Annotated in this window: 13 protein-coding genes; 4 read left to right on the plus strand and 9 right to left on the minus strand. The window is 42.0% G+C overall.

All coding sequences use genetic code 11. The features are described 5' to 3' along the window. Window positions 1-168 precede the first annotated feature (168 nt). Window positions 169-372 (plus strand): hypothetical protein, encoded by a 204-nt coding sequence (locus M4I42_RS09720; protein ID WP_268851979.1) that lies wholly within the window; start codon window positions 169-171, stop codon window positions 370-372. Between the two features lie 50 nt (window positions 373-422). On the opposite strand, the gene M4I42_RS09725 is transcribed toward M4I42_RS09720, so the two are convergent. From M4I42_RS09725 to M4I42_RS09735, 3 genes are read right to left on the minus strand one after another with little or no spacing between them, the layout of a single operon-like run. Continuing rightward, entirely contained in the window at window positions 423-3,764 is a 3,342-nt protein-coding gene (locus M4I42_RS09725; RefSeq protein WP_268851980.1) for a DEAD/DEAH box helicase family protein, read from the minus strand. A 48-nt stretch (window positions 3,765-3,812) separates the two neighbouring features. Then, the gene (locus M4I42_RS09730) at window positions 3,813-4,946 is read right to left on the minus strand and encodes a restriction endonuclease subunit S (RefSeq protein ID WP_268851981.1); all 1,134 of its coding nucleotides are present in this window, start codon (window positions 4,944-4,946) and stop codon (window positions 3,813-3,815) included. Window positions 4,947-4,954: 8 nt separating this feature from the next. Then, window positions 4,955-6,412 carry a type I restriction-modification system subunit M gene (locus M4I42_RS09735; protein WP_268851982.1) on the minus strand — a complete coding sequence of 486 codons (1,458 nt, stop codon included), beginning with the start codon at window positions 6,410-6,412 and terminating at the stop codon, window positions 4,955-4,957. Window positions 6,413-6,624: 212 nt separating this feature from the next. Between M4I42_RS09735 and M4I42_RS09740 the strand changes: the two genes are divergently transcribed. From M4I42_RS09740 to M4I42_RS09750, 3 genes are read left to right on the plus strand one after another with little or no spacing between them, the layout of a single operon-like run. Beyond that, entirely contained in the window at window positions 6,625-7,152 is a 528-nt protein-coding gene (locus M4I42_RS09740; RefSeq protein WP_268851983.1) for a hypothetical protein, read from the plus strand. Between the two features lie 32 nt (window positions 7,153-7,184). After that, window positions 7,185-7,415, plus strand: a complete 231-nt coding sequence (locus M4I42_RS09745; protein WP_268851984.1) for a hypothetical protein — start codon at window positions 7,185-7,187, stop codon at window positions 7,413-7,415. Further along, window positions 7,412-7,600 (plus strand): hypothetical protein, encoded by a 189-nt coding sequence (locus M4I42_RS09750; RefSeq protein ID WP_268851985.1) that lies wholly within the window; start codon window positions 7,412-7,414, stop codon window positions 7,598-7,600. Before M4I42_RS09745 ends, M4I42_RS09750 begins: the two co-directional genes overlap by 4 nt. 68 nt (window positions 7,601-7,668) lie before the next feature. On the opposite strand, the gene M4I42_RS09755 is transcribed toward M4I42_RS09750, so the two are convergent. The 6 genes from M4I42_RS09755 to M4I42_RS09780 all read right to left on the minus strand — a co-directional run bounded on the left by M4I42_RS09755 (window position 7,669) and on the right by M4I42_RS09780 (window position 13,001). Next, window positions 7,669-7,938 carry a hypothetical protein gene (locus tag M4I42_RS09755; protein ID WP_268851986.1) on the minus strand — a complete coding sequence of 90 codons (270 nt, stop codon included), beginning with the start codon at window positions 7,936-7,938 and terminating at the stop codon, window positions 7,669-7,671. Window positions 7,939-7,944: 6 nt separating this feature from the next. Continuing rightward, the gene (gene rlmD, locus M4I42_RS09760) at window positions 7,945-9,306 is read right to left on the minus strand and encodes a 23S rRNA (uracil(1939)-C(5))-methyltransferase RlmD (RefSeq protein WP_268851987.1); all 1,362 of its coding nucleotides are present in this window, start codon (window positions 9,304-9,306) and stop codon (window positions 7,945-7,947) included. Window positions 9,307-9,318: 12 nt separating this feature from the next. Beyond that, window positions 9,319-10,185 (minus strand): DNA-3-methyladenine glycosylase family protein, encoded by an 867-nt coding sequence (locus M4I42_RS09765; protein ID WP_268851988.1) that lies wholly within the window; start codon window positions 10,183-10,185, stop codon window positions 9,319-9,321. Between the two features lie 55 nt (window positions 10,186-10,240). Continuing rightward, complete coding sequence (gene pdaA, locus M4I42_RS09770; RefSeq protein ID WP_442864101.1) at window positions 10,241-11,020, minus strand: delta-lactam-biosynthetic de-N-acetylase; 780 nt, start codon at window positions 11,018-11,020, stop codon at window positions 10,241-10,243. A gap of 134 nt (window positions 11,021-11,154) precedes the next feature. Beyond that, window positions 11,155-12,699 carry a fumarate hydratase gene (locus M4I42_RS09775; protein WP_268852013.1) on the minus strand — a complete coding sequence of 515 codons (1,545 nt, stop codon included), beginning with the start codon at window positions 12,697-12,699 and terminating at the stop codon, window positions 11,155-11,157. Window positions 12,700-12,818: 119 nt separating this feature from the next. Further along, a complete protein-coding gene (locus M4I42_RS09780; protein WP_268851989.1) occupies window positions 12,819-13,001 on the minus strand; it encodes an SE1561 family protein in 183 nt (60 codons plus the stop codon). Window positions 13,002-13,026: the final 25 nt, after the last annotated feature.

Below are 13,026 nucleotides of genomic sequence, written 5' to 3' on the forward strand. Positions count from 1 at the left end.
ATTCCCAAAGGCATTTGTCAATGGGATAGAGGGTGTGGGGTTACACCCAATCAGAGTACATGTAGCTTAATCTACATGGACTGATAAACAATTTTATTAAAATCTTTGTCGTTATTTTATGATTTTAATAAAATTGATAACCTGATCATTCAAAAAGAAATCGAAATTATGGTTCAGCATATTATTCGTGAACTTATTGTCGAATTTGGAAAATGTGAAACTGAAGCAAAAGAGCTTGTCAAAAAGTCAGGTGTTGTTAAGTCATTAATGGAAGACTCAATGGGTTTTCATGAATCTCCTTACCATTGGGCTTTAAGTATATTGACTGATGCAAATGATGTGGAAGCTTTAGAAAAATATTTAAGTCACTAATAAACCCCAGAGAACAAGCAATGCGCTCTCTGGGTTTTTGTTGGGATACATCACGCCCCTACGATATCTTCTGAATTTCGGTTAATTTCATCAATAATACTGATAATTTTACGTGCATCGTCTAAGTTGTCTTCAAACAAATCGACAATGCTTCCGACCGTTTTAAACGGCTCTTCTTGTAATACTTTCTTGTCCATCACGCCGTTTTTTATGAAGTAGTCCACAATATGTTTAACAAAGCGGCTTTGGTGAATGTTTAGCCGTTCGTTTGATAAAAATTCCGAAAATGCTTCGTTTGCTGCTTGGGGATCAAGTCCAACCGTTTTGCGCACAAGTTTCATAATTGGTGTATCTCCAAATTCTTTTTCGTAATCTTCTTTTGTCCCGAGTTCGTTCCAAAGAATATGTTCTAACGTGCGCAAATCTTGCACCGTTAACTTTTTGTTATGCCGCAGTTTGTAAATCGCTAGCTGGTCGCGATGTTCGTGAAGGTAATGCTCGACTTTTTTGCGATAATTTTTTAGGTCGTTTACTTCTAACATCGAGCCGTTTTCTTTCACTTCCAACACTTGATCTTTAAAATTCGTATAGTAAATTTTTCTTGTTTCTCGTTCAAGAAACTTGACTAAATCACGCAACGCTTCGCGAACAACTTCTAGTTCAAAAAGATCCGCTTCTTTCCAAAACTCTTCCGTCTGCACCTTTTCGATGATATATTTTTGTTCCACCACTTGAGGAATCGAACCGAGCTTAGATAACGCCTCTGCGGTACGAATTACGCTCCGAATCGGTTTTGTGGCGTTTTTCGTTTGCAGTTTTGCTAGTTCAATCGTATACATAAGTAAATCAAACCGCTTCGCAAACTCATCGTCGTTAAGCGGAACAATAAGCGGCGCGATATATTGTTGAAACTCATTTACATCCATCGCCGTCAACGAATCCCAATTCGTGCGATTTTTAAACTTATGCACATACTGAATGGATTGCCGTACGCGGAAGCTCTCTTCGTTTAATTTCTTCATTTGCGCAAGCACATCATCAATTAATTCGTTGCGATAAGCAATGTACTCTTCCTCTTGATAACGCAAATGCTGGAGCTCTTTAATCATTTCGACTTTGGCGTTAAATAAGCGCTCTGTTAGACTTTCTCCTATTTCTCCATCGATTCCTTTTGGGTTTTGGCGGAAAAACTCAAAGTTCCCACAATAATCGAAAATAAGAAAATGCGTTTTATCTTGACCGATTCCTAATAAATCTTTACATAAACGAGTGCCACGTCCAATCATTTGCCAAAACTTCGCTTTCGAGCGTACCTTTTTGAAAAAGACAAGATTGACGACTTCTGGAATATCAACACCTGTGTCAAGCATATCAACCGATACGGCAATTTGCGGTAATTTGTTTCGATCTGAAAAATCATCAATTAACGTTTGATAGTAGTTGACGCTATAATCAATGACGCGCGCAAAGCCGCCTTTATATTCAGGGAACAATTGATCAAAGCGCTCGACAATCCGTTCCGCATGACGATGATTTTTCGCAAAAATAATCGTTTTTCCGAGTTTGTCCCCACCTTCTACGCGAATTCCTTTTTCCATTAAATCTCTCAGTACCGTATCAATCGTATCGTCATTAAACAACCATTCATTTAACGCGGCACTGTCAATATCCTCGCCTACTTCATCGTCAAACGTTTCTTCATATCGTTCTTTTTCTTCATCGGATAAGTCATCGTAACGAATGCCTTCTTCGAGAAACTTTAGCGTTGTTTCAATCGTCCGATAATCGACTAAATAGCCGTCTTGAACGGCTTGATCTAACTCATAGGCATAGGTCGGCACGCCGTTTTCCAGATCAAACACTTCATACGTATTGCGGTCAATTTCATCTTTTGGTGTGGCGGTAAGCCCAAGCAATATCGCATCAAAATAGTCAAAAATTGCTCGGTACTTCTTATAAATACTGCGGTGGGATTCATCGACGATAATTAAATCAAAATGCCCGACTGTAAAGAGACGTTTGCCGTCTTTTCGCTTCGCTTCGTCAATCGCGTTCATCATTGTCGGGTACGTCGAAAACACCATCCGGCTTTCCTCTGGATTGTCTTTATTATCGAGCAAATTGCAAAGCGTCAAGTTCGGCAACAAATGGCTAAAACTATTTTTCGCTTGCGTTACAAGCGTTTTACGGTCAGCTAAAAACAAAATATTTTTTACCCAATTGTGGCGAGTGAGAACATCGACAATCGAAATCGCTGTCCGAGTTTTGCCGCTCCCCGTTGCCATGACAAGCAGCGCTTTGCGCCGTTTGTTCTCGAGCGCGTCACAGACGGCTAAAACTGCTTCTTTTTGGTAATAGCGATTCGTTATGTTGTCATTGATTTGCACATTTTTTAGCGGCTTCTTCATCGTCCGTCGATCAATAAGCAAGCTTAATTCTTCCTTATTGTAAAAGCCGGAAACTCTCCGCGCCGGATAGTTAAGGTCGTTCCAAATGTACGTTTCAAAACCGTTTGTGTAAAAAATGATTGGACGTTGACCGTGCATTTTTTCAATGCAGTCGGCGTACAGTTTTGCCTGTTGCTTTCCTTTGTTCGGATCAGCGGTTGTTCGCTTTGCTTCGATAACCGCAAGCGGCTTACCGTTATCGCCAAACAAGACGTAATCGACATAGCCGACTCCTTCCTGATTCGGCATGCCAACGACAGGATATTCCACAACAACGTCCTTTTTAAATTCCCAACCCGCTAACTTTAAATCTAAATCGATATATTTCTTTCTCGTTTCATATTCACTTAACTCGTCAACTTGGAAATCGTACTCTTTCGTATTTGCTTCCCTTTTAGCGGTGAGAAGAGCGCGGAGTTGTTCATTTTCTTTCATCATTTCTTCAAGACGCTTGTCTTTCGAGCTTAACCGCTCATATAAATCTTTTAGCTCCTCTGGGCGTTCACGCTTTTCCTCACCTATTTGCAGCAGCGATTCGTCAAAGTCTGTCGCGGTATATTCATCGGAATAACAATAGTCAATCCAAGAGACGAACTGATGAAGATGGTGAAGGGAAAGAATCGCTTCTTCTCTTGTAATCATCGCATTTGTATGAACCGCAACGTTTCCTAGCTTCACAATATAGCGCAACAGCGGCAACAACTCTTCATCAATAATGGACAAAAAGACGTTGTCATGAATCAAACTGGAAAGATTATCTTGATACGGAACTTTCAACGCACTGTCAAAGCTATACACCCACTTCACCGCAAGCTCCAGCGCCCGGCGCGTCAAAATCGCACACGTCGCTGGACTCACGACCAAACTTTTTTCCGCCTCTAAACACGCATTCGTAAAGCTCTCATAATGAGGTTTTCCTATTAAAAAATGAAAGTTGGATAACAACAAACACCCCTCCATTTACAAAACCAACATGAATTTCCTTCACATTTATTAATCGTTGAATAGTTCTCCCTTAAAGGCACGTTGCATGAGGGAATTGAAGTTTTTTTCTAGCTCTATCAAGCTTTTGTGAAGAATTGACTTCTGGGAATCAATTTTTTTTACTATTTCAGAAAATTTGTCTTGCAGATCTCTTGGTGGCAACGGAATTTCCATATTTCTTATATCCGTTAAAGACAAGAACTTTTGTGTTCCTCCACGTTTATTTTTATTGAGAATATAATCAAGATAATGTGAATCCAATAAATATTTTATATATATATTGATTACACAAGGATTGTTAAATTTTATTAATGCTACATTCTTTATCGCAAAATTTGGCTGTTCGTCGACGATAATTGGATTTCCGATTGTGCCAATCATCGGCATAATAATATCTCCTATATCAACTTTAGACCTCTTATTAATATTTATAAAGTCTTCTTCCGAGATGTAGTTTACGTTACTTAAATCTATTTTCCCATTTTTAATATTTTTAGAAGTTACTAAAGGATAACCGCTTGGAACATACTTAGGCGAATCGTGTGTTCCATCCCTTACATCTGCAATATCTTTAAGTAGTCGTCTCTCCCATGTTTTATTGGTAACAGGATCCCCAAACATCTCCAAAAACACACTTTGCGTTAACTGGTCTAACGCTTCAATTTGGGCTTTTCGTTTATCGATGAGTTCTTGGGATTTGTCTAATGCATTTACAATTTTATTTTGAGTACTATAATCAGGAATTTTAACTTCTATTTTCTCTAATGCAGACTTAGTTAGTTTACCTCTTGTTGTCCCTGTAATATGTTTACTTAGATCAGCATAGTTTAAATAGTAACATAAGTACTTAACATTAACGTTTTCTTTTGCTACTAACACATGAGCATGGTTATTTACCCAACACGGTTCATTCATGATGTAAGCACACTTTTCTCTAAATCCCCAACTTCCTCCGTCTTCTGCTATACATAGAATTTCTTGGTCGAAAATGAATTCATCAATATAGTCTAACACTCCATTTGCACCACAATATGGATATAAACCTTTCTTTTTTAGAGATTTTCTTTCTAACTCATTCAAGGGCTTTCTTTTATTATCTAAATTAATAGTTAAATCTTTTAGTTTAACCGTCTCAAATCCCATGTTACACACTACCCTCTAATCATTTCTTTCAACTCTTGTAATCCCTGCATAATCTCTTTTTCCAACGTTTCCACTCTTTCAAGTATCACACTCGGCGCTTCATACTCCATTTCTTCATACTCAATCTCTTTATATTTGTTAATCGAAAGGTCATAGTCGTTTTCACGAATTTCTTCCACCGGCACAAAGAACGACTGCTCTGTCCGTTTCCGGTCTTTTTCCGCTTCACGGTTATGGAATCGTTCAATGATGTCCGGAATGTCGTTGTCTTCAATCGGGGTGCGCTTGTCGTCCAACGAGTAGCCATCGGCTTTCATGTCGTAAAACCAGACGTGATCTGTTCCGCCGACGCCTGTTTTTGTGAAAATCATAATTGCCGTCGAAACTCCAGCGTACGGTTTAAACACGCCGCTTGGCATCGAAATAATTGCTTCAAGCTTATGGTTTTCGACGATTTCTTTCCGAATCGCTTTATGGGCAGTCGAGCTTCCGAACAGTACCCCATCTGGCACGATGCACGCGCAGCGCCCGCCCGTTTTTAAAATGCGTAAAAATAGCGCCAAAAACAATAGCTCTGTTTTTTTCGTTCTTGTAATTTTCAGTAGGTCGCTTGAAACAGCCTCATAATCTAACGAACCTTTAAATGGTGGATTGGCGAGGACGAGCGTATATTTCTCGTTATCTTTATTTTGTTCCGAAAGAGAATCGCGATATTCAATATTCGGATTTTCAATGCCATGAAGCATCATATTCATCGCACCGATTCGTAACATCGTACGATCCATATCAAAGCCATGGAACATATCGTTATGAAAATGTTCTTTTAATCCTTGCACCAAAAATAAATCCGCATGGTTTTTGCGCAAATATTCGCCCGCCGCCACTAAAAATCCTGCCGACCCAGCCGCTGGATCGACGATAATGTCTTCTGGAGTCGGTTTCATAAGTTTGACCATCATATCAATAATATGGCGTGGCGTACGGAATTGACCGTTTGTTCCCGCTGTTGCAATTTTTGACAGCAAATATTCGTATAAATCCCCTTTTGTATCGCGGTCTTTCATCGGAATGTTATCAATGCCATCGACGATTTTGGAAAGCATTTGTGGGGTTGGAATCATAAAAATCGCATCGCTCATATATTTGGCGTACGCCGAATCTTTATTGCCATGGAGACTTTTAATAAACGGGAACACTTCGTTCGAGACAATATCATACATTTGCGACGCTTCTAAATTTTTAAATTTGCTCCAGCGAAGATGCTGTTTATCTTCTGGAAACATTCGTTCAAAATCAATTCCTAATAAAACAGCTTCTTGTTCACGATACGTTTCTGCTTCATCAAGACCTTTAATAAACAACAAATATGTAAACTGTTCAATGACGGTTAGCGGGTTTGTAATTCCACCCGTCCAAAACGTTTCCCATATTTTATCGACTTTATTGCGCAATTCACCTGTAAGCATTGTATACCTCCTTTTTATTTCCAAATTTAATTATAACTTGTTCATGCGATGTGTAAAACAAAAAGCGATGACTTTTCATAAAAATCGACCGATATGAAAGTTTGATATACCGTTTTTCCGACATATTTTTAAAATCTCTTCTTCACATAAAGGAATTTAGTGGCTATTGTTGAAGAAATATACGAAAATAAGAAGTGGTAAAGGTGAGTTCAATGAAGGTATTTGTAGCTGGTCCTCGGGCAGTGTCAGTTTTGAATAAACAAGTAAAGGGGAGATTGTCCAATATTATAAACAACAATTTCACTGTTTTGGTCGGGGATGCAAATGGAGTCGATAAGCAAGTACAAAAGTTTTTACATTCGTTGAATTATCGAAATGTTAAAGTTTATGCAACAAATGGAAGAGCAAGAAATAATATCGGACAATGGGAAGTAGAAAAGGTGGAGGTTGAACCAAGCAAAAAAGGATTTGATTACTATGCAGCCAAAGATATAGAGATGGCAAAAAACGCAGACTACGGTTTTATGATTTGGAATGGGCAAAGTAGAGGAACATTGAATAACATCATCAATCTTGCCAAGTTAAACAAAAAAGTATTAGTATACTTTATCCCTGATAAACAATTTTACACAATTAAAGATGTGAACAACATTAAAATGATGATAAACACCGACAATACCCCTGTTTCGGCGAAATTTCATGAGTTCATGCACAATTCAGAGCAGTTAAAACTGTTTTAAATTTAATGTACGAAAAATAAAGGAGGGCTGTCATGAAATTATGGGAATATGTTGGGAAAAACGTACGAATTGTATATAAAGACGGAGATGTGTTAGAAGGTTTTGTTCTCGATTACTGCGACGGAGAGGATAGTGAGGATGGAATAGACAGTTTAGTGATTACAAACGAAGAAACAAAAGGAAAAGGCTATGTTTTTGGCGTACTGGAAACAGAAATAAAATCGATTACAGTCCTTAACGAAAAGCGAGGGAGAGACAAATGATTGTGGAAGACTTGGATGTTGTACGACTAAAAGACGGGACTGAGGCGACCATTTTGGAAGTGTTTCCGACTGAACCAAAATATTTTTGCCAACGCGCAGATGACTTTGATGATATGTTTTATGTCACAACCGATGAAATTGTTGAAATTACGTATAAATGTCGGAAAAACAATGCAATCATTTGAATTTCATGATCACAACTATACACTATTTTTAGCGGTAAAAACATAAAAAAGCACGTAACCATGTTCGGTTATGTGCTTTGCAATATTTTATACTTCTCCAAAACAATTTTTCTTAGTTCTTCCTCCCCAATGTAGCCATCGTCATCTTGCCTATGCAGTGGATTCGGTTCGTACCAACCACAAGCTTCAGAAATATCATCAAGTGCATCGACATACTGCTCATCAATGTTTCCCTCATAGATATGAAATAGATATATCGAAGGGAATTCATAGGAAAATTGTTCTGCTGATAATTCACCGTTGAAATATTTTTCAATGCAATGCAATAACTCATTCATTTTTCTTTACACCCTCCTCACCAACTTCGCCACGCTTTCGACATGCGCGGTGTGTGGGAAAAGGTCAAGTGGTTGGATGTATTCGACGCGATATTGTTTCGCAAGCGTGTCGATATCGCGGGCAAGGCTTGATGGGTTACAGGAAACGTACACGACCGTTTTTGGTTTGACTTGTAACATCGTTTTTAGTAAGGCGTTGTCGCAGCCTGTTCGCGGTGGGTCGACGACGATGACGTCCGGTTTCCATCCTTCTTTCACCCATTTTGGCAACAATACTTCTGCTTTTCCGACCACATATGTGACGTTCGTAAAGCCGTGTCGTTCGGCGTTTTTGCGCGCATCGTCAATCGCTTCCGGAATCGTGTCCATTCCGCGCACTTCCTTCGCATCGCGCGCAAGCCAAAGTCCGATCGTTCCAACACCGCAATACGCATCAACGACCCGCTCCTGTTTGGTCAGCGCCGCCGCTTTTTTCACTTCATCGTACAGTTTTACGGTTTGAATCGGGTTTAACTGGAAAAAGGCACGCGCCGATAGCTCAAATGACAACTTGCCAAGCACTTCTTGAATGTACGGTTCTCCTTCTAACAATATCGTTTCTTCGCCAAAAATGAGCGATGTTTTTTGTCCGTTTATGTTTTGCGCAATCGACTTCACCTCTGGCAAACGCCGCTTCACTTCCGCAACAAACAGCTCTTTGCGCGGAAGTTCTTTCGTGGCAGTAATAATGACAAGCTGCACATCGCCTGTATAAAACCCGACGCGCGCAACGATCGTCCGCACGACCCCTGTTTTCTTTCGCTCGTTGTAAATCGGGATGCGCAAATCTTGCAAAATCGTTTTAACGGCATTTGTGACGCGGTTTGTGGCGTTATGTTGGATGAAGCAGCGGTCAATGTCAATCAGTTCATGCGAGTTCATGCTGTAGAGCCCTGCAATGACGCGCCCTTTTCTCACCCCGACTTGAAACTGTCCTTTATTACGATAATGCCACGGATCGTCCATTCCAATCGTCGGACGGATGTCAAGCGCATCAATGTCTAAGCGACAATGGCGCTCGAGCGCTTGAATGACAATATCGCGCTTCGCTTCTAATTGCGCATTATAGTCGAGATGTTGCAGTTGACATCCGCCGCACCGTTCATATACCGGACAAAGGGGCTTCACACGATGAGGTGAACGTTTGCGAATGCGCACCATTTTCCCCTCGGCATACGTCGGGTACACATTCGTTGCCTGAACGACGATTTCTTCCCCCGGAAGCGCTCCTGGAACGAACACGACTTGCTTTTTAAAATAGCCGACTCCTTCTCCATTAATGCCTAATCGTTTAATCGTCAATGGAAATTGCTGTCCTTGTTGTAGCATTGCTTATCTCTCCTATTCAATACTTCGCCATAAATAGAGCGATGCATAGCTTAAATACGGCTCCCATCGCTTGCTTAACGCCTCCATTTGCGCCAGCGAAGGTTTCGTTTCTAATGAGAGCAGTTTTTGCACCGCTCGTTGTAACCCAATATCCGCTTTCGGAAATAAGTTCGGCCGTCCTAACCCAAATAATAAGAAATTTTGCACCGTCCACGGGCCGATGCCGCGAATCGCAAGCAGCGTTTCCATCACTTCTTCGTCCGTTGCGTCTGCTAGCTTCTCAAGATCTAGCTTCCCTTCGGCAATCAGCTGTGACGTATCAATGATATATTCTGCTTTTTTGCTGCTAAATTGCAATGCTTTCAGATCATCATACCGGAGTTTTGCCACATCCTCCGGGCGCGGATAAAACCATATTCCGTCGATTTCGCGTCCGAACGTTTTCACAAACCGTTCCGTCATTTGGTACGCGACTTTCATGTGCAGCTGTTGATGAATAATGCACTTTATTAAGCAAAAATATAAATCAAACTCTAAAACAAGCGGTGTTCCTTCATGTTGGCGAAAAATTTCGTGCAACTCCGTTTGTAAAAAATAGTTTTGAATCGGCGCAAGCGGCCTGTCCCAGTGAAAAATGCGCAAAAGGCGCGCCAATACCGCTTCTTTTCGTTCTGGATGCTGCGCTTCGACAAGAAAAACCGGCGACTGTTTCGTCCCGACACTGCGGACGAAAACAGCAACCGGAGTATCGTTTATATAAAGCGGCACGGTCAGCTGCTGTTTTTTGAAATCCACTACGGACAGCGGATCTTGCGCCAGCCGCTCTAGTACACGTGAAAAATCATACGGAGCTTCCACTTCGATTCGTTGTTGCCACATATCGACTCCTGCCTTTTTTCCCTTATTATAACGAAACAAAACCCTTCGAACAAAGTCAAAGGGTGAACAACAACGGGGAAAGCCCCACTTTTTCGATCATCACATCGTCTAGACGCTTAAATGTATACCCTTGTTTTCGCAAATCGTCAATCACTTTTGCAAGGGCATCGGCATTATCTTTTGAAACCGTATGAAGCAATATAACAGCGCCAGGATGAACTTGACTCATAATTTGATCATATGCATACTTCCAGCCTTTTTGCCGATCGATATGCCAATCGACGAAGGCAAGCGACCAAAAGACGTGATAGTAGCCAAGTTCACGGGCAATCGCCATCGTCCGTTCGCTAAAAATCCCTCTTGGCGGCCGAAGATACATCATCCCTTTTTGCCCGGTCAACTCCTCCGTTTTTTTTCGTACTGCCTCTAGCTCTGCCCGCAGCCGCTCATCGCTCACCGTTGTCAAATCCGGATGATGCCAAGAATGGTTGCCGACAATATGCCCTTCTTTGGCCATCCGCTTCACTAAATCAGGGGCCGTTTCTAAATAATGGCCAGTGACAAAAAAGGTAGCTGGAACATGTTTTTCTTTTAACACGTCTAAAATTTTTTCCGTATAGCCGTTTTCGTACCCGTTATCAAACGTTAAATAAATCGCCTTTTCCCGCGGATTCCCTAAATAAAACGCGTCGTATTTCGCAAGCAGTGCATCCCATTCCTTTCCGGCAGAAGGCGGTTCGTGGTTTTTGCTTTTGGAAAACCCCCAATGAATCGCTTCGTTCGACAGCGCATAAGCGGACGATGGCGCGAACGAAACGACAAGCAATAGCAACAAGAGCACATAACGGTTCACCGTAATCCTCCTTCCAAAAAGCTACTACCTATATCGTTTTCCTTTCTGACCGCTTTAACCGCGCCACTTTTTAACAAAAACCCCGCAAAGCCCATAGACTTTGCGGGGTTCAACAATTATTTAAATACCGGTTCTTTAAATTGCGCCAGTTTTTCAAGCGATGATTTTTCGACATCTTCGTGAAGGCTGTTGCCGTGAGAGTCCATCGTGACAACTGCCGTAAAGTTTTCGACGCGCAAATGCCACATCGCTTCCGGAATGCCAAACTCCAAGAAGTCGACGCCTTCGACCGATTTAATGCAGTCCGCATAATATTGCGCCGCCCCGCCGATCGCGTTTAAGTAGACGCCGCCGTGCTCTTTTAATGCCGCCAGTGTTTTCGCTCCCATGCCGCCTTTGCCGATGACCGCACGAATACCGAACTTTTTCATAATGTCGCCTTGATAAGGCTCCTCGCGAATACTTGTCGTCGGACCTGCCGCTTTGACATGCCATTTGCCGTTTTCGTCTTTTAACATGACCGGACCGCAGTGATAAATAATTTGCCCGTTCAAATCAACTGGTGCGTCATGATCCATTAAATGTTTATGAATCGCATCGCGGCCTGTATACATCGTACCGTTAATGCGGACGACATCACCGACTTTCAGCTGGCGAACTTGCTCTTCCGTTAGCGGTGCTTCGAGGACAATTTCGCGCCCTTCTGTCGGTATGGATTGCTTTTCTTCTGCTTTTTCTAGCTCTTTCGCAAAATCGACATCTTCACCTTCTTGATAGAACCATTCTTGAATTTCGCCTGTTTCTGGATCGATTTTCACCCCTAAACGGCGAAACGCCCAACAGTTATAGGCAACCGAAACAAAGAAGCTTGCTGGAATGCGGTGCATGACACCGATTTTACAGCCTAAAAGTGTCGTTTCGCCGCCAAACCCCATCGTACCGATGCCGAGTTTATTGGCGTTTTCCATAATGTAGTCTTCGAGCTGGCGAAGCTCTTCGTTTGGGTTCACATCATCGACCGAGCGGAACAACTGCTCTTTCGCCAATTCATAGCCAGCCGAGCGGTCGCCGCCAATGCCAACGCCGATAAAGCCAGCGCTGCATCCTTGTCCTTGCGCTTGATAGACCGCATGCAAAATACATTTGCGAATGCCGTCCAAATCGCGGCCAGCCCGTCCAAGTCCTTCCAATTCGCACGGCAAGCTGTATTGAATGTTTTTATTTTCACAGCCGCCACCTTTTAAAATTAAACGAACATCGATGTAATCGTTCTCCCATTGCTCGAACTTAATGACCGGCACGCCATCACCTAAGTTATCGCCACTGTTTTCGCCCGTTAACGAATCGACGGAGTTTGGACGAAGCTTTCCGTCCTTTGTCGCCTGAGCGATCGCTCGGCGAATCGCCTCTTTCATTTTGATTTGGTTGACGCCGACCGGAACTTTAATTTTAAATGTTGGAAGCCCGGTGTCTTGGCAAATTGGCGACACGTTTTCATCGGCCATTTGAATGTTTCCGGCAATCGTCGTTAATGCCATTGCTGCCCTTGTGCCTGCGTTCTCCCGCGCTTTCGCCCGCGCAATCGCCCGCCGCACATCTTTTGGCAATTTTGTCGATGTTTCGACAATGAGCTGGTACATGCTCTCTTGAAACTTTTCCATGATTAACGCCCCTTCCCCTTTGTCCATCATCGATATATTCTCCTTTATTATACTGCTTTTTGCCAAGCAATGAAAACGGATGATGTCCAAAAAAGAAAAAAGCCGGCCAAGCCAGCTTTTCACCACGTTTTCTTAAATTGCTCATACTTCATTTCAAGCGAATCGATCACCTCAATGAGGCGGTCAATGTCTTCGACGTCGGCCGACTCCGGATCGAGGGAATCAAGCATATGCAATAGCATATTTAAACGCTCTTTCAAATATTTTAGTTGTAAATCTTTTTCGTATACCGCGTTACCCAAGTTTTTTCTCTCCCTTCCTTTCCAT

Source organism: Anoxybacillus sp. J5B_2022 (genome assembly GCF_026847645.1).
GTDB lineage: Bacteria > Bacillota > Bacilli > Bacillales > Anoxybacillaceae > Anoxybacteroides.